Below are 25,853 nucleotides of genomic sequence, written 5' to 3' on the forward strand. Positions count from 1 at the left end.
TGCCATTATAAAAATATCACTCTCTAAAAGGACACGTTATGTCTTCTGAACACTTTCCTTCAATTATCGTGTTTGATGTCAATGAAACACTGCTCGATATCGACACGCTAACGCCTTTATTCACCCGCGTCTTTGGCAAGCAAAGAGTGCTGCGAGAATGGTTTGCGCAGCTGGTGTTGTACTCGCAGACCATGACTTTATCTGGCTTTTACACGCCTTTTGGCGAGCTGGCAGTTGGTGCATTGCAAATGGTTGCTGATATCAGACAAGTGACTTTGACAGACGACGATATCAATGAGTTCAAAGAAATAATGAACGCGTTGCCTGCGCATCCTGATGCAGCGCCAGCACTGACTCGTTTGCGCGATGCAGGGTTTCGACTGGTCACACTAACCAACTCAGCAAGCAGTGCGTCCCCAACGCCATTAGAAAAAGCTGGTCTCAGTCAATTCTTTGAGCAGCACTTTAGCATTGAGACTGTTGGCAAGTTCAAGCCAGCACCTGATACTTACCAATTGGTGGCTGATACGCTAGCCGTTGATACGTCAGATTTATGCCTTGTCGCCTGTCATCTCTGGGATACTATAGGCGCACAAGCGGCTGGTTGTCGCGGTGCATTTTTGACCCGTCCTTACAATGCAATGCTGAACGCGCCCAATGTACCAGTTCCTGATTTGACCGCATCAGATTTATCGACATTAGCGGATCTAATCATTAGCAAAAAGAATGCTTGATACATTTAACCACTAAGCTATGTGTGAAAGTAACATTAAAAAAAGGCCGCCTCAATATCGAAGCAGCCTTTTTTAATAAAGTATTTCTAAGACAATAACGTCGTTACTGTCTTTATTGATTACTCTGAGAAATGTACAACCGTACGGATGCTTTCGCCTTTATGCATCAAGTCAAACGCTTCGTTGATGTCTTCTAATGGCATGGTATGCGTAATGAAGTCTTGTAAAGGAATCTCGCCCGCTAAGTAACGCTCAACGTAGCCTGGTAATTCTGAACGACCTTTTACGCCGCCAAATGCTGATCCACGCCAGACTCGACCAGTCACTAACTGGAACGGACGGGTTGAGATTTCTTGTCCAGCACCAGCGACACCGATGATGACCGACTCGCCCCAACCTTTGTGGCAGCACTCTAACGCTGAACGCATGACATCGACATTACCAATACATTCAAATGAGTAATCAACCCCGCCGTCAGTCAGTTCAACAATCACTTCTTGAATTGGCTTGTCATAGTCTTTTGGATTAATGCAGTCAGTGGCACCTAACTTTTTTGCTAGCTCAAACTTGCTTTCGTTGATATCAATTGCAATGATACGACTGGCTTTTGCCATCGCAGCACCAATCACTGCTGACAGACCAATACCACCAAGACCAAAGATAGCAACGGTAGCGCCCTCTTCGACTTTGGCAGTATTCATGACTGCACCCATACCAGTAGTAACGCCACAACCAAGCAAACAAACTTCTTCTAACGGGGCTTCTTTATTTACCTTGGCCAAAGAAATCTCTGGTAAGACCGTATATTCAGAGAAGGTTGAGCAGCCCATGTAATGATAGATTGGTTCGCCATCTTTATAAAAGCGCGTGGTGCCATCCGGCATCAAGCCTTTACCTTGGGTTTCACGTACCGCCGAGCATAGATTGGTTTTGCCTGACGTACACATTTTACAAACACCGCATTCTGCCGTGTATAACGGAATGACATGGTCGCCGACCTGAACACTGGTCACGCCTTCGCCGATTTGCTCAACGATACCACCACCTTCATGACCCAAGATCGCAGGGAATACACCTTCTGGGTCTTCACCAGAGAGCGTAAATGCATCGGTATGGCAAACGCCACTGGCCACGATTTTGACCAATACTTCGCCTTTACGTGGCAGCATGACATCCACTTCTTCGATAGATAGTGGCTGGTTTGGCCCCCACGCGATGGCGGCTTTTGACTTAATAAATTTATCTGACATAAGAACCTCTCTTTTTAATTGATTGTTATTGGTGGATTGTGGCCTAACCACTTTGGCATAAGTACAAGCAATTCTAATCACTTGCTAGCGTATTCTATGTATTTTGATACTGACTATATCCATGGCTAAAACAAATAAAGATAGACTGAGCTTATCTTGCCTGCCCTCTATAGGCAAGCATCGATGACAGTAAAACACCATCTGTTTACATTGATACTAACCATTATATTTATTTCTGAGCGGATAACAATATGCTATATTTGCAAATATCTTTTACATATTGGTAATAATCATGCGCTGGGAAGGAATTAGTGAGTTTGTCTATGTCGCAGAATTCGAGAGCTTTACGCATGGTGCAAAAGAGCTGGGTATCTCGACGGCACAAGTCAGCCGTCAGATCAGCGCGTTAGAGAAACGCTTAAATATAAAGCTGCTATATCGAACCACACGCAAGGTCTCATTAACCGAAGAAGGACGTGTATTCTATCAGCACTGCCGCAGTGTGCTCGATGGCTTGGATGCCGCTGAGCAAGCCGTAAGCAACTTACAATTAAAGCCTCAAGGCAGGATCAAACTGACCGCTCCTGTCACTTATGGCGAGCAGCAATTATTGCCGCTGATTAATAATTTCATGATGCAATATAGCGATATCGAAGTGACGGCTTTTTTGAGTAATCAAAAGATCGATTTGATTGAAGGGGGTTACGACTTAGCGATTCGCATCGGCAAATTGCATGACTCGACGATGATGGCAAAGAAACTTAGTCGTCGCACCAACTTTGTCTGCGCGGCACCCTCTTATCTTAATAAATATGGCACACCACACGCTTTGAGCGAGCTGAGTCAACATAACTGCTTACTTGGCACTCGCGACTACTGGCACTTTATAGATACTACTAAAACAAAAGAGAACAGTAATACTCATGGTAAGACGGACAACCAACAAACGAGCGTAGAAAGGAACCTGCGCGTCTCTGGGAGCATTCAATATAATAGTGGTCACAGCCTAGTTGATGCTGCGCTAAAAGGCTTGGGCATCGTCCAGCTGCCAGATTATTATGTGCAAAAATACCTAGCGTCTGGGGAGTTGGTCAGTTTACTTGATGACTATAGAGAGCCCGAAGAAAGCATTTGGGCCATTTATCCACATAACCGTCATTTATCACCAAAGATTAGGCTGCTCGTAGATTATCTAGCAGAACATTTGGTTTAACGTTCTGTTAAGACGTATTGCAATCACAAACCTGATTACGCACAATGAATATTCGGCGTTGCTCATTATAGTTAGGACTGACCATACTACAGACAACTTATAGGTATCATTATGATTAAAATCGTCTCTATCGCTGCACTAGCAGTGGCCGTTTCCTCTTGTGCCAGTATCGATACGCTGCTAAATAAAACCAGTAGCACTGGTGCTATAACAGATACCACAACCTCTATCAATGCTGAAAAAGGCTTGGTAACTTTACAGAGCAATCACTCCGTCCAAGATACCGCAGACAAACTGGTCTCAGTTATCGAAAGCAAGGGTATGAAGGTATTTGCACGAGTCAATCATCAGAAAAATGCACAAAGTGTCGACTTATCATTGAGACCAACGCAAGTCGTTATGTTTGGTAACCCTAAAGCAGGTACGCCATTGATGAACTGTGAGCAAACTGTTGCCATTGATTTGCCGCAAAAAATCCTCATCAGTGAAGATGCAGATAAAAAAGTATGGCTGTCGTATAACAACCCTGACTACCTCAAGACACGTCACAATATCAAAGGTTGCGATACCGAGATTGCTAATATCTCAAAAGCACTTAACGCTATCAGTACTGCAGCCACCGCAAAATAATGCGCTCAGTATAGTTGAATAAATATACATTCGAGTAAATAAGTGAAATGTGCGGTGGAAGTATTACTTATTTACTTGAAAATCCCTCATATTAAGAATGACTAGATTGCTCTATCTGGTCATTCAACTCTACTTTTAATTTCTTTGCGCACTCGATAATTTTTCTGCGATCGGCAGGAATAGCACCTTGTGCAATAGCGATTTCACGCATTTGTACGGTGATATCGTAATGCGGATAACTGGCAGTACGATGGAATAGACGCTCATCTAATTCAATGAACGCCGCAAAGTCATGCAGCTCTTGCAAGCTATCGGCAAGCATATGACACCACTTATGGCCTCTGAATTTTATCTGCACGAAATCTACATATATCGCCATATAACCGCCTTTCTTACCTATTCACTGGTTCGCCCATCTATCTTGTAGTCAGCTCAAAATAACTTAGCAACTCAATGATGTCATCATCAAAATTTCTATAACAATTCGTGCACATCTTTTTTGAGTTGTTTGAGTAATTTCTGATATTCACTATGACTGGCATCAAATGTACTCAGTCGTCCATAGCGTAACTGACGATAGTTTTGTCTGATTTCAACAAGCTTTGCCTGAATAACGATTGGATCATTGCTATCTGTTAGCTGACTCGTAGAATGAGCAGTGTCATCCTGACGGCTGTCAATAGCCGATGCCAAACGTTCCAGCCAAGCCAATTGTCCTTCATTATCATCGCGGGCTAATAATTTATCGTGCTTGGCAACGCGTTTTGAGAGCTGGGCAAGCGGCAGGTCTGCTGGGTGCCAGCGTTTGCGTCGGCGATACCAGATGACGAATACCAAGACCGCCATGACGGAAACCGCACTGGCTGCTAACCAAATTATTTGCTGCATGATGGAGCTGATATTGAACCATTTGAGTAGCGAGTCTGCCTGTTTGTCTTGGTCGTAGCCGACCACGTCTTTTTGCCAGTAGTAGCTCGCTTGGTCTGATAATCGGCGTAGCGTTTGTAGCATTTGATACTGCTGATAGCTGATTTGCGCACTGGCACCATTGCCAAACATAGCCGCCCCTTGCTGCTGAGTCATCGTATTCATGCCTTGCTCTACTCGCTCAGGCGCCACAAAGGCCGTCGGGTCAACACGTACCCAGCCTTGGCCCTCAAGCCAAACCTCAGTCCATGCATGCGCATCCATTTGCCGCACTTCCCATACATTGCCATTGCGACTCGGCTCACCGCCTTGATAGCCCGCTACCACGCGCGCAGGAATACCAGCGGCACGTAGCATAAAGGTAAAGCTTGAAGAATAATGCTCACAAAACCCTGCTTTGGTTTCAAACAAAAACTCGTCAATACGATTGTTATTGAGGCGTGGTGGCGACAACGTATAGCGAAACTCGGTTCGATTGATCCATTGCTCAATAGCAGCGATGTAGCGAACAGGGTCTGAACCTGACTGCTCAAATAACTGCTTAGCAAGCGCATGTGCTTGTGGATTACCTTCGTTGGGCAAAGCAAGGTTCTCGCGTCTTGATGCCTTTGTCAAAACTGGGTCAATACGCATCGATGCAAACTGCGATACATCATAACGGAGCTGCTGCGTAACAGGCTGATCTTTGGTTAAAGTAAAGTCTGATGTGGTATTGATATCTGGCTGCTGAGAAAATGGATAATCAAGTCCGAATAACCAATTTTGCTGAGTGGGTTCTAAGATAACCTTGTAATTGACAGGTGCTGCCCTTGCTTCGTCAGGGATAGTGGCGAAGGCATTTTGAATCCATGCAGGTGCTTGCAATCTCGACGACCATTGATCCTTTTGGGAGGCGGGTCGCCATGTAACCCCATCAAAATCACTAAATACCAAACCACGCCAATACAGCTGCTGCTGCGGTGGACGCTCATCTGCAAACTCTACCCGAAAAGCCAGCTCAGTAGACTGTCCTAAATTAGCAAAATCACCAGGCGACATGCTGTCAGAGACGCCAGTAACGGCTTGCTGACCTGAGAGCTGCACTGACCACAGCGGCGGCAGTCTCGGAAAAAACAGAAATAGCACCACCAATAATGGCAACGCGCCAACGCCTAACACACCCAATGTCCGCAGGCGTCCATCACCGCTAGCATTGCTATCATCGTTGAGCGCAATAAACGCCAACAATACTATTACTGTGCCGACGATCACCTCTAAAGTAGTCAGTAACCCTTGATCCATCAAAAACAAAGCAGCAAGTACAAACAATGATAGATTCAGCACCACATAGGCATCACGGCGCTTATACAACTCCCACAACTTACTGATTAAGCATAGCACTAAAAATGCCACGCCCATATCGAGCCCAAACGCCGTATTGTAGGTCATCCATAGACCTACCAATCCCAGCAAAAATCCTAGCATTTGCATGCCTTGATAAACACGCTTTAAATGTGAGAGTTTTTTAAACTTAGCCTTGATACGTGGCAACTGGGCGATGATACTGACAACGGCAAACCCTATCAACCATGGTGGCAAATGTGCAGCATGCGGCAATATGACAGCTACTTGGGCGATTAATACCCAATAATAGGCTGGCAGTGCCAGTAACTTGCGATACCATTTAGCCTCATTTCGCTCAGTCTGAAGCATCATTTTTTGACCTAAGGCCAACTGCCCAAAGCTGGCCGTTTTTGCAGCATCGGACGCAGAATGCTCTGTAGATAGTGCTTCAATATTAGTGGAAGAAAAGCGTTTAGAATTAATCATGGTGCTTTCGCAAGCCTTAGCAAGCACGCTTGCGCAAAGGTTTCGCCGTCACCCATCACCGCAGTCGCAGGAGTATCATTGGGTAAACGCATTTGAAACGGTACGCTGAGCTGACCTAGCGTCAGCGCCCCATAAGCCAACTGGGCAAGTTTCTGTTCGTGATGTGCGGCTGGCATATCTGCATAATCGAGGGTTTGCTCATGACCGACAGGATCAGCGAAGTGCTTGGTCAGCATGCCTTGCCCCCGTGCCACATGCCCCCAAGAGACACGAGCCAGTGACTCACCTTCGATATAATTGTCTAGCCGCTCAAAGTCGTCCTGACCTTGTCTATGCTGCCCGCCTGTTGGTAAATCCTCCAAGCTGGCGATTGCATACTGCGCTTGCCAATCAAAGGCTTCAGGTTTTGGATAGACCCAAGCCGTGCGTGTAAAATAGATATAAGACCATGCACGCATGATACCTAGAGGATAAACCGTTTTTATTTTTAACCGTGGCAGCTCAAGCTCACCGCGAATATTGGTTTGAATAGGCAGTCGAATGACTTGTTCACCTTGTAGCCGTGTGATGAGTACTGAGTGTGGTGCGTTGGTGCCATGTTTTTTATTTTGAGTGGCTAACGGCTCAAATTCAAATAGCAACTGACGCCTTGGCTGGCGACTGTCACTATTCAATTGCAGCGTAACCCAGACAGGCGCGCCTGCTTCTGTCATGCTGACTTCTAGCAGGCGTACTTTCAAGCCCGATATATGGGCAAACGTAACATGAAAGCTAATAAGCCAAATGCTGATCAGATAAAAGCACAAACCCAACACCAAATTATTGCCATAATTGATACCAGCGATAAAGGTGATGATTAATAATACGGCAAATAGGAGGCCTTCACGGCTAAAGAAAATATAGACGTTACGCAAATTAAGCGTAGCACGATCACTTTTGGGTGCGCGCGAAGCAAACCAACGGCTCAGTGCTGAGGTGATTGGTACGGTTAAGGCCTTTGGTAACAAGCTCATGACTACCCTATTGTTGCCATCTCATTGACGATGCTGTCGGTATGTGACTGACAGATTCGGGAATAGAACGAAATAGTCGATTCTAGATAATTTAGATACAAACAAAGCGAGTAAACGCACCACGCATAGTAGGCTGAGTAAGCCTGATATCGTGTCTGAGTTATGTGCCTTTGACTATGTATCAAACCACTGCTAAATGGCGGACATCCGCTGCTAAGCGATGACCGACACTTCTGCTAGAATACGTTGTGCGATGGTTTTCATCGCTTGCCCGCCAGTCACATGCGCAGGTACAAAGCGCTGACCAAGGCGATGGTCAGTGACCGCCGCAAACACTGCTTGGATATCTTCAGGCGTCACTTCCATATATCCCGATACATAGGCATGGGCTTGGGCGGCACGTTGTAGCGACAGCACACCACGCGGTGATAAGCCATGATACTCTTGGCTTGCGCGAGTTTTTGCAACCAACCTTTGTAGATAATCCAATACCACATCTGCCACATAAACCTGCCTGACTCCCTGCTGAGCCAGCAGCACAGCCTCAGTATCAAGCACGGTGTCTAAATCTTTGAGTAGCTCTCGACGATCCTCACCTTTTAGCAATTCACGTTCTGCGGCAGGCGATGGATACCCCAGTGACAAACATAATAAAAATCTATCGAGCTGCGACTCAGGAAGTGGATAGACGCCTGCTTGTTGCAATGGATTTTGGGTCGCAATCACAAAGAAAGGCTGCGGCAAAGGATAAGTCTGACCGTCTTGCGTGACTTGTCGCTCTTCCATCGCTTCGAGTAGCGCGCTTTGGGTTTTTGGGCTGGAGCGATTGATTTCATCAGCGAGTAATAACTGAGTAAAGATAGGACCAGCACGAAACTCAAATTGCTGTTTGTTTTGGTCGTAGATACTCATACCTAAGATATCTGCTGGTAGCATGTCATTGGTAAACTGCACCCGACTAAAGCTCAAACCTAGCAATTGCGCCAAGCCTTGCGCCAAAGTCGTCTTTCCCATACCAGGCAAATCTTGCAACAGTAAATGCCCACCTGCCAATATACCGCTGAGCGCTAATTTGACCACTTGTGGTTTATCTAGCACGATTTGATTTAACTGCTCAATCAGCTGTGCAATTTTTTGCTGATTATGTTTAATATCAGGCGTAGATGGGCTAAGGGTGGCCGCTATTGGCTGAGGTGATGATAATGATGTATCGTTAGCTGCATGGGTCATAGGAGATTATTGGCTCATTTTTTAGGTCATAACGATGATAAACCAGATGTCAGTTTACATCATCTGTGACGGTCGGTGCAGCGGCGCGGAGCGTTGATAGATAGGCAATAATATCGGCACGCTCTTTGGCATCTGGCATAGGATCAGACAACATCTTTGAGTCTGGCATGGTTTTTTGTGCATCTGCAATGTATGGGTCGAGCGTTTCAGCATCCCATACCCACCCTGATGCTGAAAGCCCTTTACTATAGGTGTAGTCCTTTAGCTGGGCAGCTGGCGCACCATATATATTCATTAATTGTGGGCCTTTTTTATTCAGGCCTGCATTACGTTGGTGACACTGACCACAAGCATCTTTATAAATTATCGACCCATTGTCAGCATCTCCCTCGGTATATAGTGGCAAAGTCACGGGAGCACGGTGGTCAGGTGGGATTTTCTCACAAGCCGCAAGCAACAGAACAGCAGCCAGTAGACTGCTCATTTGATATTTACTGATAAGTGGCATTTTTAGCAATCTTTGGTTGAGGAATATTATCACCATGCCATAAACGATATGGCATATTGGCTTTTTAACTCGCGACCTTTATGGTGTTGCTAGGTTCTTCTAAATAATACCCTTGCAAATAACGCGCGCCCACACTCCAAGCAACAGACATCGTCGCTGCATCTTCAATATAAGGCATGAGCACATCAACTTTGACTTCGTTGGTTCGCATGATAGTTGATTTAACTGTTTCTAGATTTTCTGCTGAACTAATGTCTTGGACATAACTGCGCGCCAAGCGTACCATATCTGGCTGTACAAAATTGGCAATTTCAATCGATTTGGCAGAAGACCCAAAGTTATTAATCCCTATTTGACAGTCAAGTTCGTTGAGCGCAAAAAACTGAGATTTCGCGACGGTTAAATGATCAGAGACGTCTATTTCATTGAACTGTAGCGTTAGTACACCAGCTGCCCCGCCCACTGCTTTGATCAATTGATTCGCCACAATCGGCAGCTTTTTATCCACCAATGAAGCGCTGGTCAATTGCACTAACAATCTGGCTTCAGGATGGGTTTTGCGTAGGTCATTTATTTTTTTACACGCATTGATAAGCACCCATCGATCTATCTTTTCTAGTAATTTATGCGCTTTAGCCACCGACATAAACTGATCAGGGGTCAATATGGTATTGTCCGCATCTGACAGTGGTAACCGTAGATATACTTCAAAAAAATCACTACGGTCATTGTTGATGTCATATATCGACTGAAAAGATAGCTCAAATCGATTATTGGCAATCGCATCTACCAAAGACTCAGCAAGCGCGTGATCATCACTATTGGCATGCTCGCTTGGGTCGTAGATATGGTAAGACCCACCACTGTTGGATGTCTCTACCATGATTTGACTCATAGTATCCATAGCACGTTCTAAGATAATGCTCGGCTCTGCCGTATTCTTTTCGATTTTGACGATAGCCGTGCTGACTGTCGTGCTCGTTGTCCGTTTATCTACTTCAATAAACATATCTTTGATGCGCGTACCCATAAGCTCAGCGAGCTCTTTCAGCTCAGTGACCGTTTTGTTTTTTACAATGATCATAAAGGCGGTATCACTGAAACGACTCACATGCCCATCAGATACCAGCTCATCTATCGTATAAGCCACTTGCTTGACAGTCGAATCTATACCTTGTAGGCCTAAGCTGCTTCTTATTTTACCCACGTTATCAAGCTGTACATATAGCAATCCTGCCGTCAACAGTCCTTGCGTTGCCTCCTGATGCACTATGACCATCTGCTCTTCAAAGCCGCGACGGTTATCCAGACCTGTTAAATTGTCTTTACGCTCGGCTTCCGCTAGGCGCTTCGCAACCTCTGCACTATTATTATTATTTTGTTGAATAATAATTTGAGTAACAGGCTCGCCTTCTAACGTTGCGGAGGCCAATTGTAATTTTGCTTCAAAGGTGCTGCCATCCGTACGTATACTTTCAAAATTGAACTCGACTTCCTGGCGGCTACCTTTACCAAATTGACGCAAAAACTGTTTGAACCCTTTGACATTATCACCACCTGAAATCAGGTCAATAATAGGCACACCGACGGCTTCATTCATCGATTTAAAACCGAATAGCTGAAGATAGGGATCATTGGCAAATATATGAATGCCTTCATCTATATAAGCAACCGCACTTTTTGAGTTCTTAATCAATACATTGGCGCGCTGTTCTGCTTCAGAGAGCACTTGGCGTAAGGTTTTTAGCTCACGACGACTGCGCAAACTACTGTGTTGTAGACGAATCGCCATGACGACTGGCATCTCTTGATCAACGGTGAGCGCTTTAATCATCGTGCCACTAATGACAGCAGGGAGCCCCTCATCATTACAAGCAGTCGTCGCGATATCTTCATTCATCAGGCAAATCATCGGCAGATCAATATCCTGCTCTTGCACTATATTGACCACGTCCGTAAAACTCATATCATAAGCTTTACCAAACACCAATACATCCCATGGTTGGCGCAATAGTTTCAGTAGCTCTTCTTTATCATCTAAGAAACCCAAATTCACACTGTCATAGTAAGAACCCAGTAACTGCACAAGACGTTCCGCATAGAGCTGACCGTCGTTGATCACCAATAAATTTAAGATGGATTGATTGCGCATAAGGAGCCTTTTAGTCGTATTTTCATCTTTTATTTTGATACTTTATCTTTTTGCCAAAATTAACCTAGCTCGAAAACAACACTAGGATTAAGCTCAGAGAATCTTATTGTATTGACTGAGTTTTGGTTAAGATGATTATTTTATTGTTAGGCCGTGTCTTCATTTTGAAAATGGAGATAAAAATAAGATAAATTGCAGCCAAACAGGACAAGTAGTACAGATAATATCCAGCCACGTGGCGCAGTTTGGCAAATATTTAGCTACTTTTAACCCATTTAACCGTTATTATTCAAATTGAGGACACGCCCTAGAGATATCATAGAAATTAGAGTAACAATATCCGTCATTATAGACAATAATTCAACCAGCTGCAGGTTAACTTCTACCCTTCATTATCTAAATTTTATAAACAAAAATCTGCATACTGATTTCTCTACAGCACGAGCTACCTACGTTTTGATAAAAATGCTAAAAATTATAGCTGCACGACCTCATACTGACTAAACTCATCAGTCATCATCAGCCTACGCCCCAACCGTAAAGAAGTTTGTTTATTACCGATGCGCATGACCACTCTATCATCGACCTGAAAATAAGCAGGCGGCACGATCAATGTACCGACAGTTTGTAGCTGGTCATCTTTACCAAGGATAAACGCTGGCACAAAATGGCGACTCCGTGTTTTATCGCCTTCCAAACGCAGTCCACATGCCACAAGCTGATGTCCAAGTATTTGCCATTCCACTTCTGGGTTTTTGCTGTCCAGATTGATCCAGCGTACCACACCTATTGACCAATCAGGTTGCACCACATTAGCAGATCGATAGACCAAAATCAGGCCCATGATATGTAATGGCGGCGGTGCAGTCGTCGTAAAATCAGGATCAGACCCCTCTACGCTAATACTTTGCTTGGTAATACCATCTTCATTAATGCTTTCTTTGCTTATATCGGCTGTATTGAGCGCGCCATCTTTTGGTAACAGTCGTAGTATGCGATAGAGTGATGAATTGTCATGATTTTCAAACGTCTCGATGGTTAGTGCGTTATCGTGATCTCGCTCTTTATCAGACGTATTGTATAGAGGTCGTTCCTCTTCTCGCAGATCTTTCATAGCAATGATATTGCCAAAACTTTTTGAGTCCCCAACATGGTAATGAATATCATTGAAGCCAGTAATTAATTCTGCACTTTGCTTGCTACTATATTTGGTTGGCAATGTCAGTGGTGGCTGTAAATAGCGGTAACTGATGATCATCGAGATGATATTAAGTAAGCTATATTCTATTCCTGTGCTCTCTTCTTCAAGAAAGGCTTGCTTACGTGAGTTGAAGTATAGAACCATCGGCGTTAACTCTATAAACAGGCAATCATAACGATCCTCATAGGGATTGATAGTAGAGTTAGCCGTCAAATAGCTTGGTGGCTTATTGCTATTCAAATCAACGTATACCCGTGTCTCTGTGGCCGGCTCTATGGTCGCAATCATGTGCTTAGACCATTCAGGTAACAATCGTTGCACTAGTAAGATATTGGGACGCCTCATGGCTCGCAAATTCAATAAATGCTGTAGGCAGATTTGGCAATATAGTTGATGGATACTGTGCGCCTGATGGGTAGCAGTGTATATACTCAAATCAATATCAACTACCCCGTTTTGATGAGCCAAGTAGTACAGTTGGTTGACTCTAGACCAAAGATAATTTGACGGTTTTTGATAGCAAAGCGCCTCTTCAGCCAATAGCTTTTGATACCTCAGTAGCGATTGATACGCGGCGATAGCGATGATACTAGAAGGTTTTCTGTCAGTGCCAAAATAGCGCTGCCAGCCTTTACCAGAAAAAGGTTTTAACTGATTGTCCGACCATTGAGTTTCATGACGTATCACTCTATCGTAGACCATGATAATGAGATAATGTAGTGATTGTATATGAGCAACATAATTCATCTGAGCCTGACTAAGCACGCCTGTCTCATAAATGTAGTGCTGCCTAAGAGTAGCAATCAATCGACCTGAAGCATCGATTACCTTTGCCATCAGCTTGAGACGTTGCTCCTCATCTATATTGGCCTTGCGTAATACTGTCAGTACGCGTTCTAGATGTTCTATTTGCTGCGCTTGGGTTTGTGAAGGTAGTGTCGTCAGTAGTTTCAGCAAATAGCGCTCTTGACCATTCACTGAGCGGCTTGTTGAGGGCGGCAATGGCGCTGTAGCATTTAAATGCGCTTGAAACATCGATAAAGTTATCATTAGTATCCCTACTCATTATTGGTAACTTTGAGGCAGTCCGAACTATGCAGTAATACAAATTCATGCCATGCATAAAGAGTGCTTCTTGAGGTTAATCATAGAAGAATCATGACATTTATTGACTATGATTCGTAATCTAGTGGTATACATTAACAAGGTATGAATACTATTAGAGCCCTATATCTATAGAGCTCTATATCCATCGTCACATACTATGTGATCCATCTGCGTACTGATATTCTATATGCTTTTTTCATGATATAGATATTTATGTTTCATAAAAAGCATCTCTATTGGATTTTTTTGCCAAAAATACGGGCAATCTATATTCCAATAGCCACTCTTTGTTTGCTAAAATTTCCAAAAGCGTATAATGCCCTACATTAAGCCCTGCTGTAAATATCAATCGGCACTTTAAAAGGTTTATTTGGCAGCTCTCTTACCAATTTAGGGACGAGATAGCCTGGTAATGTTGCTAGTAATGACCAATAAAGAGTAACTGCCGACGTCTCATCGCTATCAAAATGCGCAGCGCCAGCCACCTTATCCAATACGTGCAAATAATATGGCAACACGCCACATGAAAACAAACGCTGACTTAACTGTGTTTGAATCTCAACATTATCATTGACATCTTTTAGCAAAACCGCTTGGTTTAATAAAGTAACTCCAGCAGCTCGAACACGTTGTAAATACTCCGATGTTACAGCATCGATCTCATTAGCATGATTACAGTGAATCACCATTACGATATGACAACGACTCTGAGACAGCCTGTCTAACAATGCATCGTCCAATCGCGCTGGTATCACCAATGGTAGGCGAGTATGTAGCCGAATAGTGGTCAATTGCGGCAGGGATTCCAAAGTGTCTAACCAAGCAAATAAACGTCGGTTGGTCACATTTAGTGGATCACCACCACTTAAAATCACCTCATTAATTTCAGGATGTCCACCAATATAGTTGATGATATTTTCTTTGGCATCCGCAGTAGGCATATTGGCACTATAGTCAAAATGCTGGCGAAAGCAGTAACGACAATGAATGGCGCACGCGCCTGTAATCGTCAACAATACTCTCGACTGATACTTATGTAGCATGCCCTTCACAGGATTTTGCGTGTTTTCGCTTAGCGGATCTGCTACATAGCCCGTGACGTTGATTTGCTCTTGTTGGTCTGGCAACACCTGTTTAAGCAGGGGATCATTACGGTCGCCAACAGTCATTTTTGCCACAAAGCCACGCGGCACACGCAGTTCAAAATGCTTAGGCACATAAACTTCTGCACGCATTGATTCAAGTTGTAGCAGGCTTAGCAACTCATCAACAGATGTAATGGCTTCCGATAATTGCGTTTGCCAGTTTTTTTGTGTGATTAAATGGTTTATCATGACAGCCTACTACCTGTGCCCAAAATCCGATATTATACGCCCTTAGTGTCTAGCCTATCAAAGTATCCTCGTTAATCCGTATATACTTGGCATAACAGAAAATTTTGGTACAGTCAGCCCTATATCTTACTATTATATTTACAACCCCTAGGAGTTTCTTGTGGCAAGTTTTTCTACTAATGAATTTAAAGCTGGTCTAAAAGTCATGCTTGATGGCAACCCTTGTGCCATTCTTGAAAATGAGTTTGTCAAACCTGGTAAAGGTCAAGCCTTTAACCGTGTCAAGTTGCGCAATCTTCGTAGTGGTAAAGTATTGGAGCAAACTTTCAAATCAGGTGATAGCCTAGAAGCGGCTGATGTGATGGATACTGAAATGAACTATCTATACAACGATGGCGAGTTTTGGCATTTTATGCACCCTGAAAGTTTTGAGCAAATCCAAGCGGACAAAACAGCAATGGGCGACTCAGTACAATGGCTAAAAGAAAACAGTAATGCTCTATGTACCATCACTCTATTCAATGGTAGTCCATTGTCAGTGACGCCGCCTAATTTTGTTGAATTACAAATCACCGAAACAGATCCTGGTGTACGTGGTGATACTTCAGGTGGTGGTGGTAAACCAGCCAAGTTAGAGACAGGTGCGGTAGTACGTGTACCATTATTTGTTCAGCAAGGTGAAATTGTACGTGTCGATACTCGTACTGGTGATTATCAAACTCGCGTGAACTAATCTCACGGCAAATATGATTGATAGCTGATATTGATGTCTCTATCATCCATAAAAAAGCTTAACCGCTATATCAACGGTTAAGCTTTTTTTGTACCTGTTAGTCGAGGTTATAGCCATATACCCTAGGGCGTGATTTCATGTCAAAAATGGTGATAAAAATGAGATAAATTGCCGTCAAACCAGAAAAACAGTACCGATAATATCGAGATATTAACCAGCTATAGTCGGTGAACTACTAAACCGCTACGGCGTTACCCTCCTTAGATGTACTAATTGTACAATCTGCAGTCGGCTGCCTTGTACCCATTTTAGAGTTCTGTGACGATGTTTGGCAAGATTTAGCTATTTTTAGCCCATTTAGATGACTATCGAGTGAATTGAGGACACGCCCTAGCCACTTACTCTTCTTCTAGTGATTGCTTTTGTATCAACCAATACTGTACCAAGGCACTCAACTGCTCTTGCTTAAAGGGTTTGGTACAATAATCCTGCATCCCAACTTTCAAATATTTCTCGCGTTCGCCATCCATTGCATTGGCAGTCAAGGCAATGATAGGCGGTAGCAGCTGAGGGTCATACAGCTCATGCAGTTTAATAGTCGCCTGTACACCATCCAAAATAGGCATATGGTGATCCATCAATATGACATCGTAACGCTCAGGGGACAAAGCAAAGATCTCGATGGCTTGCTGACCATCAGTGACATGTGTGACGGTATGACCACTATTGGTCAGTGCTTTTTTGGCAATGATTGCATTGACAGCATCATCCTCGACCAACAATATATGACCCGCTCGTTCGTGACTGGGTTCTATCATTGCCATATCATTAGAATCTTGCCATGTCTCGTATTTGTCTTCATCAATAGTGGGTAACGGCAAAAAGACACTAAAGGTCGTACCAACACCCACTTCACTATTTACATGAATATGGCCACCCATCAAATCGACCAAAGATTTACAAACAGAAAGCCCAAGCCCAGTACCGCCATAAATACGATGTGTAAATTTGTTTGCTTGGTCATAAGCGTCAAATATCGCCTCTAATGACTCTGCTTTGATACCGACGCCCGTATCTTTCACCTCTATACACAGCGTCATGTTTTGGCCAGCTTCGTGATCTGGCTTTTTATGTACTTTGCGCTTGTGAGTCGTGTCAGCATTGTCGTCTTTGCCATCTGAATAGTAGCAATTGTTCATATGCTTCACATCGATACTGACCCGGCCGCCTTCACGAGTGAACTTAATCGCATTATTCACAAGGTTTGCTATGATTTGCTTAAGGCGTACAGGATCGCCTTTTACATAAGCCGATAACGTTTCAGTATAATGATAATCTAAGGTCAGCCCTCGTTGGCGCGCCTTGATAGCAAACAGGCTAACCACCTCATTACATAAGGTAGATAAATTCACTGGAATCGAGTCTATTGTCATTTTTCCAGACTCTACTTTTGATAAGTCCAGAATACCATTGATAATGACCATCAGATGCTCATTGGAGACTTTGATATTATCTACATAGTCTCGCTGCTCACTACTGAGTTCGGTCTCACCCAACATCTCTACCATACCAATAATGCCATTCATCGGTGTGCGAATCTCATGGCTCATATTGGCCAAAAAGCTCGATTTCATTTCATTGGCATATTTGGCATCACGTTGCTTATCTTGTAGCTGCAAAGCATCGGCTGCCATCTTCGCAAATTCTGCTAATATCGTTGATTGCTGCTCAGTAAAACAATGATTAGGCTTGGTATCCATCAGACACAAAGTGCCTAGGCGATAACTTTTACTGTCTTCATGTAAAATAATTGGCGCACCAGCATAAAACCGTACGTATGGTGACTTTATCACTAGTGGATTTTGGCTAAAACGACTGTCTTCTAATGTATCTGGCACTATGAACACGTCGTCAGACAGTATTGTATAATTACAAAAAGCGATGTCACGTGATGTCTTACATATACTGTCAGACTCATTATTGAATTTGCAGGCTGGTTTTAAGTATTGTGTTTCATCATCCATAAAAGTGATCGTCACCACTGGCACATCAAAAAACAGCTCTGCAAGTGCCACTAGCCGATCAAATGCAGGCTCGTCATCCTCGTTAAGTACCTGATATTTTTTTAGCTTGTTGATACGCTCTAATTCATCTACCGCTACTGGGTAGCTACGTTTGGGTGAGTTAGATATAGACAAGGTAAACTCCATTAAATAATATCAGACGGCTGACTTACTACTCATCTGTTTTATCAATAATTGTAATGCTTCACTCACCATAATCATCGCGACCACTGACGTGACGACCACTGCTGAGCCATAACCACCGCACTGTAAACCACCTGTTTGACAGCTTTTATCTACAATCGGTGGTTCTGTTGAATAGACACACTTGATACCAAATTTTTCTTTTAAGGCACTATTAATGCCTTTTTCGTGGCGTAATTTATTGCGTAATTTGGCTAGGAGCGGATCTTGATAACAATCACGCAAATCACTGACTCTAATGTGGCTTGGATCTATCTTACCACCTGCACCACCTGCACATACCAACTTTAGTTTATTAAAACGGCAATGTAGCGCTATCGCTAGTTTAGCACTCATATCATCTACACAGTCCAAAATAACAATCGGCTCGCCTTGCGCTATGGCAGATTTTGCTGCATCACGACTTGGTAAGAGCGCGGCAACGTTTTCTACGGTCAAAAAATCATCTACCAAGTTCAGCGTTACGGCGGGATTGATTTCTTTGATACGTGTTGCCATTGCCTCAATTTTGCTTTGACCAAAGGTACTGTCCAATGCCGGCAACTGTCGGTTGACATTAGAAGCAACCAACACATCCAAATCAATCAACGTAATCGTTCCCACTGCTGTTCGAGCCAACGCTTCTGCTGCCCAAGAACCCACGCCTCCTACGCCAATAATATAAACGTGGGCTGCCGCAAAGGTATCAACCGCTGCTGCGCCATAGAGTGTCCGTGTCCCTTGAAAACGGCGGTCATATTGCTCACTCTCTTGGCTTGCCTCATCTCGTCCGACAGCATTTTCGATAGAGTCCAGCTGCTCAAATTGTTGTGTTTCACTCATAACAGGTCAAATTCTCTTTTCAAATATCTTGGTTGTTATTTTTTCGGCTGGGGTTTTTTGGCGGCTAAGATGTGTCTTCATTTCAAAAATGGTGATAAAAATGAGATAACTTGTCGTCAAACAAGAAAAATAGCGCCGATAATATCGGGATATTAACCCGCTGTTTGGCAATGTTTGGCCATTTAGATGACGATCGAATGCATTGAAAACATTCCCTAATGACAACGCTGATTTTCCTATAAACTGATTTTTTCTATCATTTTCTATAAATAGTATCATTATACTGGATAAGCCCAGTCTACTTTTAGGGCATCACAACTATTTTGCCATAACTGTTTAGCAAGTTTAGCATGTGACACCTCTAATAGCTCACTCAAGCTCGATAATACCCACGGCAAATTGGCGGGCACATTTCTATTATGTGAATGGGCACTATCAAATTTATCATTTGACGTTGGCTCAAGTGCTAAATGATAGCCACTTGAGGTCTGACACATGATGGGTGTCATGTCTGGGCAGTCAGTCTCAATGACCAAACATTCGATACCATAGCTATCGACAGCGGCCTGAATCGCGCGGTGCAGTTTTTTAGCATTTGGATTGGTAATCTGACCCGTAACGCCAAGTTTAAAGCCAAGTTTAACGAATGCTTTTGCTTCTTGCTCACCACCGCTAAAACTGTGGGCAATGCCGCCCAGTTTATGCGCATTATATTTATGCGTTTTCAATATTGCGAGCGCTTCGGCATGTGCTTTACGAATGTGCAGCATGACTGGCAGCTGATGAGTCACTGCTATATCTAATTGGGTCTTAAAAAATCGCACTTGCTTAGCAAATGTGTCAGGCGCTTTCATCGCATCGGTAAAAGTATCCAATCCAATCTCACCAATGGCCAATGGACGACGATCAATGACCATTTTCTCCAGTTGTACTAAGCAATCTTCAGTATGCTGCTCGATATAAAAAGGATGTAAGCCTAGCGCAATATGAGCGTTGATATGGCATTTATCTGGATCATTATAGGCTGTATTAGAAAGGTGCGTTATATAGTTAACGGAACGCTGAGTGTCATACATCCGCGCAAAATACTGATGCAAATAACCAACTAGTACCAAGTGGCGAATGCCTTGAGCATAAGCCTGCTGTACCTGCTGTGTTCGGTCATCGTCAAATACTGGTGCATCAAAATGCGTATGTGTATCAATAAGAGGATACATTTTGTCTAGATTTTCTCTAACGATCGTTTTTTCAGCTATCATCGCTGACTCGTTATCAGACATTGATAAACTCCAAAAATGAGTTTTTAAGAAATGGGCTTTAGGGTCTGTTGAACAAGAAATTTACTGATTATTGTCATGAGCGCATTAATTTTCTATCTTTTACTTACTACTCTCATCCATATGATCACGGTTAGTGTGACTACTCTCAGATTCTATATTATGGCTATTGTCTGTTTTCATACCAGTCTTTCGACTACTACGTCTAGGAATCAGTAACAAAGCAGTCGCAGCGGCACTTAGAAAAAGCCATTTTCTTGTCTTTTTATTATTCATCATTTTAAGACGTGTCCTCACTCTGAACCGTAAACGGCAAATGAACCAATTTCTGATTTTTTCATAAAGGAAAACATAATAGGTAACTTATTCATTCGCTAATATCTAATATACGTAAATACAGCAGCTGCTGTGTTTATCTGTGTTATGAATACGCAAGCTAATGTACGATATGACTTTTATTTATCATATCGTACATTTATTTATATTAGGCCGTGTCTTCATTTCAAAAATGGTGATAAAAATGAGATAAATTATCGTTACAAAAGAAAAATAGCGCAGATAATATCGGGATATTAGCCAGCTATTTGACGATGTTTGGCAAGATTTAGCCATTTTTAGCCCATTTAGATGACTATCGAGTGAATTGAAGACACGGCCTAGGCCGTGTCCTATTTTTTAACGATTCAAAGGATAGGTCGTGAGACTATTATTGGGGCTATCCACTTTGGTGAAACCTTGAGAAGTAGATTTTGGTGCTTGATCACGTTTAGGAATAAGGGGGTTGAGCGGCATTAACTCATAATCTGTACTGACATCGCCATTCCAACCTTCCGTACCACTCAAGGGCAGTTGTTTGATCGTACCATTTTTATCGATGACCAATTGCAGCACACGCATTTGATTAAATTTGCGTTCAGTAATACTCGCTACCGCGCCACCATCACGTAAGATAGTTGGCTGCAAAAATATGATCAAGTTGCTTTTTTGAGTCGTGTCATTGTCAGAGCGGAACAGTCTGCCAATAACAGGGACATTACCCAAACCTGGGACTTTCTGTTGACGGGTGGTGGTGTTATCACGCATCAGTCCGCCTAAAGCAATTGTCTGCTGATCATCCGCTAGGATGGTCGTGTTGATAAGGCTTTTATTGGTGATCAAACCACTGGCATTACCCGTACTGCCTGGTACGACTGATGAGACTTCTTGCGACACTTCTAAACGTACGGTGCCATTGTCACCAATGTGCGGAATGACATTAAGGTTGATACCAATATCTTGGCGATCAATCGTTTGGAATGGGTTGTTTGAATTGTTGCCACTGGTGGTGAAAGAGCCTGTAACAAAAGGCACGTTTTGACCAACCAAGATACTGGCTTTTTCATTATCCAATGTCAGAATCGATGGCATAGACAACAGATTGGCACTGGTAGAAGAATCAAGCGCTTGTAAGATAGCGCCATAGAACTCCGTGTTACCCTGACTGTCTTTTCGACTGTCTCCGATGCCTATCAATGCACCAGCAATAGAGCTGGCAGCGGCGCTAACACCTGCTGTACCAGCTAAAGCGGCGGCGGCGATTGTTGTCGCGCTAGCACCCACATTGTTAAAGTTGACCACGCCATACCCGCTATTGGCATTTCCCAAAGCCCACTGAACGCCCAGCTGGGTTGCATCATCACCTGAGACTTCGACAATGGCGGCTTGAATCAATACTTGTGCGCGGCGACTGTCTAATTGGTTGACCGCATCTTCAATCTCAAACATTAGCTCGGGTGCTGCATTGACGATGACGGCATTTTGCGTTTCATCAGCGATAATACTGAACGGGCGACCACCCACCCCTGTACTTGCTCCGGTTGTACTGCTCGTAGATACAGCGGCTGTATTACTACCCGCACTACCAGTGGCTGCACTATTAATGGCCGAGCCTGTCGTACTTGCATCATTTAGAGAAGCGGATTCTAGTGTCGAGGTCGCGCCAGCACTATTAATCGATTGGTTGGCCAGTAGGCCACGTAGCATATCGGCGATATGACCAGCACTAGCATATTTTAAGCGAAAGACACGTAGACCACTTAGACGTCTGGTCGGCGTGGTGTCCAATTGATTGACCATTTCTTGGACTTTGGCAATCATTTCAGGACTGCCTTTGACCAACAGCCTATCGCTCGAGGTGTCGGCGATGACTTTGAGTTGATTGTTGCCACCTTGTGCTTGCCCGCTACCAGCACTTGCGACTAAGGCGCTAATCAATTCCATCATACGTTCGGCATCGACGTGACGTAGTGGTATCACTTGCAAGCTGTCATTTACATTGCTATCTAAATCACGGATGAGGGCTGTCAGCTGATTGAGACTGTCTGCTCGATCTGACAACACCAGTGCATTGACACCAGGCACAGCGGCCGCATGAGCCGACTGCGGCATCAATGGACGGATGACACCCAGCACTTCTGCGGCTTGGGTATTGGTCAAATAAATGACCCGCGTGGCGAGCGACTCACCGACGCTATCACCGCGTAGATCAACAGCCACGCCAGATTGCTTGGCAACATTGTCTGGCACCAGTTTGATCGTCGTTCCCGAATCAATCGCGGCGATACCATTGACCTGCATCACACTCAAAAATAGCTGATAAATCTCATCGCGAGATAAGGCTTTATTAGAGATGACCGTGACGTTACCATTGATACGTGGATCAAGGACAAAATTTTGATCGGTGATGGTCGCTACTTCATTAATAAAAGCTTTTATATCAGCATCTTGCAAATTGACTTTCCAGCTCTCTGCACTCGCAAGACCTGCACTGGCAGCCCACAATGGTACGACTAAACAAAGAGGACGGCACAGTCGCATTACACGCTGCAGGATACGGTACAAAGGCGTGACTGAAAAATTTTGAAAACTTACCATATTGATAATTACCTACAGTGATATTGCTTACTATGTACTGAGTTTTTAACGAGCAACTTTGCTAAAAATTCACCTTACTAGGCCGTGTCTTCAATTCAAATGATAGTCATATAAATGGACTAAAAGTGAGGACACATCCTAAAACTGCTGTCGAATCGTAATGACTTGCTCACCACGTTGCACCTCTATCTGCGCTTCACCTGCTTGCTGTACTTGCTGGAGTATGCCGGCGTCTTGCGTAGGATTATTGCCCACGCTTTGGCCATTGACGGTCAGCACTTTGTCGCCTGGCTCAAGTCCTAGACGATTACGCAGTTTGGCAGGCATCGCTGCTGTGACTTGATAGCTCTCTCCAGATGCCATTACCCCCATTTTACTCAGATAGCTGGCAGGGTTGTCTTGCAAGGCCGTGACAGCTTCTCCAATCGCCGATTGTGGACTGCTTTCATCACTGCTGCCTTCTGGCTCAGCTACATTAGCTTGTGGTGGCTGAGGCGCTGTAGGCAACATGCTATTATTATTTGGCAAGCGCGGATTACTGATACCGCTCGCTAGCATATCGCTTTGGTCTAATGACATGGCCTCTGGCATTTTGATGACCGTTTGTTTGTCACTGACGTCAGCGATGACCACCGAGTTCCAATCCACCGCCACGAGCGTATAATCACTGGCTTTTAGCTCATCACCGATTCGGTAGTTTTTTACTTCGCCATTGACATTCAATAATGCGGAGGACATGCTCTCAGGTATGGCGAGCAAGACACCCTTAAGCTCAATATTAGGAGGTGGTTGAACGGCGGCAGTGATAGGATCAGGATCCGAAAATATTGCAAATAATCCGCTGGCATCATTGGTCGACTTGGCGCTATTTTGTAAAGGCGCAATCGGCAATGCAGGTGCTAAAGGCGCTGCTAACAGTAGCCATAACAGTCGAGCAGCGGTCCAACATAGCCAAGCAATGGCGAACAATAATAGCCAACCTGAAAAACGATTGAGCGTGTTGAGTACAGGTTTTAGGGTGGTAGCAACGTTCATCATTTAGCGTGTCCCCAGCCCACTTAACAGTGGCTGTCGCACACTGACGACTGGCGTATCTTGGGGTGCTTGCCCTTTATATTCAGGCATGTTTTCTAGTAGACGCTGCGTCAAACTAACGTCTAGCATATTATCACCATCAATATACAGGTCTCCCAAGCGCTTGTCTTGATTATTCAATAAGTTGATATGTAGCAAGTTTTGTTTGTTCTTTTGTTCGGTACTGAGTTCAGCGCGCAGGGCTGGCATGGTGATATAAAACACCTTACCACCACTAGGATAACCCACCTCACCGCCAACCCAAGTCAACTGACCATCTGCTGCACTAAACCCACCGGCTTTATTAGCAGGCTCGCCATCAGATGACTCATTGACACCAGACTGGCGCTTTAGTGATACATTGTTTACCTGAATGGGTGTATTGGGCAGCTGCCAGTCGACCACACGCGCCAACGTCTCAGGGGCAATTTTTCCACTCATATTGTCAATTTGCCATGAATTCAGACCCAGTTTGACTTGCCCATTCAGCCTTGTCTGTGCTGAATGAATATCGACATCTGCACCCAGCTTGCCCATAAACAATTGCCAAGGCTGCCATGACCATTCCGCCATGCCTGTGAGCGAGGAAGAGGACACAGGCAGTTGCCAAATAGCCGCACCTTGCCATAAATTACCAGACACATGCTGCACATAAGGCGTATCGGGCGCGTACTTCTCAAGTAGCCATGCTGCTGGCATTTGCAGGACAGCAAAGAGCGCAAACAACACAAACCCAATCAGCCACCAAAGCCTACGGGGACGTTTATGAGACAACTCAGATATTTGGGGCACAGTTGCACAACTCTTATATAAGACAAAAACGCCATTATCATAACAAACAATGGCATATAGATGACAGAAAAAAAGCCAGTATCTTTTTGCCAAAATATTGGCAATAAAGATACTGGCTTTCGTTTTCTAAGAAGTGACTTTATCTATCGTTAAATAGTCATAAACACCCCATTATAAATAGGATTTTTTAGCCAAGTCACCGCTTGTCAGGCTATAAAAAACAGTCTAATTAAATAGCAAAGTCTTCAATATCACGACCTGCTGCTAGCGCTTCAACCAACCACGTTGGTTTACGGCCACGGCCAGTCCACGTTTCTTCATTGTTGTCAGTGTTGCGATACTTGATGCTACGTTTTTTCTCTAACGTTTCACCCGCTTTCAAAATCTCTTCGATAGTTGCATTGCTGGCTTCTGCAATTTTTTCGAACTGCATATAAGCATCATACAAACGCTGATGTTGTTTTTTAGCAATAAGCTGCTGGGCGTTTTCAGTGATGGCTAGCAGTTCATCGACGTCTAAGTTTTCTAAATCAATTGCGTTATTTTTGCTCATAGTAAATCCAACCGTAAGTTAAAAGTGTGACCTCTATAGAGGCATTATGGTTCATCGAGAAATCTGGTCTGCAAATCATTCATGAATAGTTAAGGCCATTTATGAGATGATTTAATTCCAATAAACATTGTTTGCTAATAAATTTAAAAGCGAACAGTTTAAACGAAAATATATAATAAAAAAAGCTCATTGTATCTGATATAAATAAAATAAGTCGACAATCATGCTAAACACGTAAGTCACTATTTCTTTAAACATTTGTTACCAGTCTTAATTTATTCATTTAAAACCAGACAATTTTTCATAAAATTATT

20 protein-coding genes are annotated in these 25,853 nt (G+C 43.7%); 4 read left to right on the forward strand and 16 right to left on the reverse strand.

Annotated elements, in window-relative coordinates:
• Positions 1 to 38: 38 nt before the first annotated feature.
• Positions 39 to 734: a haloacid dehalogenase type II gene (locus QL982_RS02590; protein WP_290190150.1), complete on the forward strand. Its 696-nt coding sequence runs from the start codon at positions 39 to 41 to the stop codon at positions 732 to 734.
• Positions 735 to 853: 119 nt separating this feature from the next.
• Here the strand turns inward: QL982_RS02590 and QL982_RS02595 are convergent, their stop codons facing one another.
• Positions 854 to 1,984, reverse strand: coding sequence for an S-(hydroxymethyl)glutathione dehydrogenase/class III alcohol dehydrogenase (locus QL982_RS02595; RefSeq protein ID WP_290163823.1), 1,131 nt, complete (start codon positions 1,982 to 1,984; stop codon positions 854 to 856).
• A 292-nt stretch (positions 1,985 to 2,276) separates the two neighbouring features.
• Here QL982_RS02595 and QL982_RS02600 point away from each other — a divergent pair, with 292 nt between their 5' ends.
• Together QL982_RS02600 and QL982_RS02605 are read left to right on the forward strand one after the other, a co-directional pair.
• Entirely contained in the window at positions 2,277 to 3,197 is a 921-nt protein-coding gene (locus QL982_RS02600) for a LysR family transcriptional regulator (RefSeq protein ID WP_290163825.1), read from the forward strand.
• A gap of 111 nt (positions 3,198 to 3,308) precedes the next feature.
• Positions 3,309 to 3,827 carry a DUF302 domain-containing protein gene (locus tag QL982_RS02605; protein WP_290163827.1) on the forward strand — a complete coding sequence of 173 codons (519 nt, stop codon included), beginning with the start codon at positions 3,309 to 3,311 and terminating at the stop codon, positions 3,825 to 3,827.
• Between the two features lie 91 nt (positions 3,828 to 3,918).
• On the opposite strand, the gene QL982_RS02610 is transcribed toward QL982_RS02605, so the two are convergent.
• From QL982_RS02610 to epmB, 8 genes are all read right to left on the reverse strand, one after another.
• The gene (locus tag QL982_RS02610) at positions 3,919 to 4,206 is read right to left on the reverse strand and encodes a DUF4031 domain-containing protein (protein WP_290163829.1); all 288 of its coding nucleotides are present in this window, start codon (positions 4,204 to 4,206) and stop codon (positions 3,919 to 3,921) included.
• 95 nt (positions 4,207 to 4,301) lie between these two features.
• Positions 4,302 to 6,563: a DUF3488 and transglutaminase-like domain-containing protein gene (locus QL982_RS02615; protein WP_290163830.1), complete on the reverse strand. Its 2,262-nt coding sequence runs from the start codon at positions 6,561 to 6,563 to the stop codon at positions 4,302 to 4,304.
• Entirely contained in the window at positions 6,560 to 7,576 is a 1,017-nt protein-coding gene (locus tag QL982_RS02620; RefSeq protein ID WP_290163831.1) for a hypothetical protein, read from the reverse strand. Before QL982_RS02620 ends, QL982_RS02615 begins: the two co-directional genes overlap by 4 nt.
• Positions 7,577 to 7,789: 213 nt before the next feature.
• A complete protein-coding gene (locus tag QL982_RS02625) occupies positions 7,790 to 8,806 on the reverse strand; it encodes a MoxR family ATPase (RefSeq protein ID WP_290163833.1) in 1,017 nt (338 codons plus the stop codon).
• Positions 8,807 to 8,855: 49 nt separating this feature from the next.
• Entirely contained in the window at positions 8,856 to 9,314 is a 459-nt protein-coding gene (locus QL982_RS02630) for a c-type cytochrome (RefSeq protein WP_290163834.1), read from the reverse strand.
• 64 nt (positions 9,315 to 9,378) lie between these two features.
• Complete coding sequence (locus tag QL982_RS02635) at positions 9,379 to 11,466, reverse strand: GGDEF domain-containing phosphodiesterase (protein WP_290163836.1); 2,088 nt, start codon at positions 11,464 to 11,466, stop codon at positions 9,379 to 9,381.
• Positions 11,467 to 11,941: 475 nt separating this feature from the next.
• Positions 11,942 to 13,717: a hypothetical protein gene (locus QL982_RS02640; RefSeq protein ID WP_290163838.1), complete on the reverse strand. Its 1,776-nt coding sequence runs from the start codon at positions 13,715 to 13,717 to the stop codon at positions 11,942 to 11,944.
• A gap of 383 nt (positions 13,718 to 14,100) precedes the next feature.
• On the reverse strand, positions 14,101 to 15,108 hold the full coding sequence (epmB, locus tag QL982_RS02645; protein WP_290163840.1) for an EF-P beta-lysylation protein EpmB: 1,008 nt from the start codon (positions 15,106 to 15,108) through the stop codon (positions 14,101 to 14,103).
• 160 nt (positions 15,109 to 15,268) lie between these two features.
• Between epmB and efp the strand changes: the two genes are divergently transcribed.
• A complete protein-coding gene (efp, locus tag QL982_RS02650; protein WP_290163842.1) occupies positions 15,269 to 15,841 on the forward strand; it encodes an elongation factor P in 573 nt (190 codons plus the stop codon).
• Between the two features lie 398 nt (positions 15,842 to 16,239).
• Here efp and QL982_RS02655 read toward each other — a convergent pair whose 3' ends face one another.
• The 7 genes from QL982_RS02655 to QL982_RS02685 form a co-directional block, all read right to left on the reverse strand.
• On the reverse strand, positions 16,240 to 18,039 hold the full coding sequence (locus QL982_RS02655; protein ID WP_290163844.1) for an ATP-binding protein: 1,800 nt from the start codon (positions 18,037 to 18,039) through the stop codon (positions 16,240 to 16,242).
• A gap of 21 nt (positions 18,040 to 18,060) precedes the next feature.
• Positions 18,061 to 18,930 carry a tRNA threonylcarbamoyladenosine dehydratase gene (locus tag QL982_RS02660; RefSeq protein WP_290163845.1) on the reverse strand — a complete coding sequence of 290 codons (870 nt, stop codon included), beginning with the start codon at positions 18,928 to 18,930 and terminating at the stop codon, positions 18,061 to 18,063.
• A gap of 278 nt (positions 18,931 to 19,208) precedes the next feature.
• The gene (locus QL982_RS02665) at positions 19,209 to 20,147 is read right to left on the reverse strand and encodes a TatD family hydrolase (RefSeq protein ID WP_290163850.1); all 939 of its coding nucleotides are present in this window, start codon (positions 20,145 to 20,147) and stop codon (positions 19,209 to 19,211) included.
• A gap of 735 nt (positions 20,148 to 20,882) precedes the next feature.
• The gene (gene gspD / locus QL982_RS02670; RefSeq protein WP_290163846.1) at positions 20,883 to 23,120 is read right to left on the reverse strand and encodes a type II secretion system secretin GspD; all 2,238 of its coding nucleotides are present in this window, start codon (positions 23,118 to 23,120) and stop codon (positions 20,883 to 20,885) included.
• Between the two features lie 138 nt (positions 23,121 to 23,258).
• A complete protein-coding gene (locus tag QL982_RS02675; protein WP_290163847.1) occupies positions 23,259 to 24,158 on the reverse strand; it encodes a type II secretion system protein N in 900 nt (299 codons plus the stop codon).
• Positions 24,159 to 24,986, reverse strand: coding sequence for a type II secretion system protein N (gene gspN / locus QL982_RS02680; RefSeq protein ID WP_290163848.1), 828 nt, complete (start codon positions 24,984 to 24,986; stop codon positions 24,159 to 24,161). It lies immediately after the preceding gene.
• A gap of 229 nt (positions 24,987 to 25,215) precedes the next feature.
• Positions 25,216 to 25,539, reverse strand: a complete 324-nt coding sequence (locus QL982_RS02685) for an H-NS histone family protein (RefSeq protein ID WP_290163849.1) — start codon at positions 25,537 to 25,539, stop codon at positions 25,216 to 25,218.
• Positions 25,540 to 25,853 lie beyond the last annotated feature (314 nt).

Source organism: Psychrobacter sp. 5A.1 (genome assembly GCF_030407455.1).
Taxonomy (GTDB): domain Bacteria; phylum Pseudomonadota; class Gammaproteobacteria; order Pseudomonadales; family Moraxellaceae; genus Psychrobacter.

Excerpts from the sequence above, each read along its gene's own strand:
- QL982_RS02590 (WP_290190150.1), top strand. The coding sequence starts at position 39 with ATGTCTTCTGAACACTTTCCTTCAATTATCGTGTTTGATGTCAATGAA.
- QL982_RS02595 (WP_290163823.1), bottom strand. The coding sequence starts at position 1,984 with ATGTCAGATAAATTTATTAAGTCAAAAGCCGCCATCGCGTGGGGGCCA.
- QL982_RS02600 (WP_290163825.1), top strand. The coding sequence starts at position 2,277 with ATGCGCTGGGAAGGAATTAGTGAGTTTGTCTATGTCGCAGAATTCGAG.
- QL982_RS02605 (WP_290163827.1), top strand. The coding sequence starts at position 3,309 with ATGATTAAAATCGTCTCTATCGCTGCACTAGCAGTGGCCGTTTCCTCT.
- QL982_RS02610 (WP_290163829.1), bottom strand. The coding sequence starts at position 4,206 with ATGGCGATATATGTAGATTTCGTGCAGATAAAATTCAGAGGCCATAAG.
- QL982_RS02615 (WP_290163830.1), bottom strand. The coding sequence starts at position 6,563 with ATGATTAATTCTAAACGCTTTTCTTCCACTAATATTGAAGCACTATCT.
- QL982_RS02620 (WP_290163831.1), bottom strand. The coding sequence starts at position 7,576 with ATGAGCTTGTTACCAAAGGCCTTAACCGTACCAATCACCTCAGCACTG.
- QL982_RS02625 (WP_290163833.1), bottom strand. The coding sequence starts at position 8,806 with ATGACCCATGCAGCTAACGATACATCATTATCATCACCTCAGCCAATA.
- QL982_RS02630 (WP_290163834.1), bottom strand. The coding sequence starts at position 9,314 with ATGCCACTTATCAGTAAATATCAAATGAGCAGTCTACTGGCTGCTGTT.
- QL982_RS02635 (WP_290163836.1), bottom strand. The coding sequence starts at position 11,466 with ATGCGCAATCAATCCATCTTAAATTTATTGGTGATCAACGACGGTCAG.
- QL982_RS02640 (WP_290163838.1), bottom strand. The coding sequence starts at position 13,717 with ATGATAACTTTATCGATGTTTCAAGCGCATTTAAATGCTACAGCGCCA.
- epmB (WP_290163840.1), bottom strand. The coding sequence starts at position 15,108 with ATGATAAACCATTTAATCACACAAAAAAACTGGCAAACGCAATTATCG.
- QL982_RS02660 (WP_290163845.1), bottom strand. The coding sequence starts at position 18,930 with ATGAGTGAAACACAACAATTTGAGCAGCTGGACTCTATCGAAAATGCT.
- QL982_RS02665 (WP_290163850.1), bottom strand. The coding sequence starts at position 20,147 with ATGTATCCTCTTATTGATACACATACGCATTTTGATGCACCAGTATTT.
- gspD (WP_290163846.1), bottom strand. The coding sequence starts at position 23,120 with ATGGTAAGTTTTCAAAATTTTTCAGTCACGCCTTTGTACCGTATCCTG.
- QL982_RS02675 (WP_290163847.1), bottom strand. The coding sequence starts at position 24,158 with ATGATGAACGTTGCTACCACCCTAAAACCTGTACTCAACACGCTCAAT.
- QL982_RS02685 (WP_290163849.1), bottom strand. The coding sequence starts at position 25,539 with ATGAGCAAAAATAACGCAATTGATTTAGAAAACTTAGACGTCGATGAA.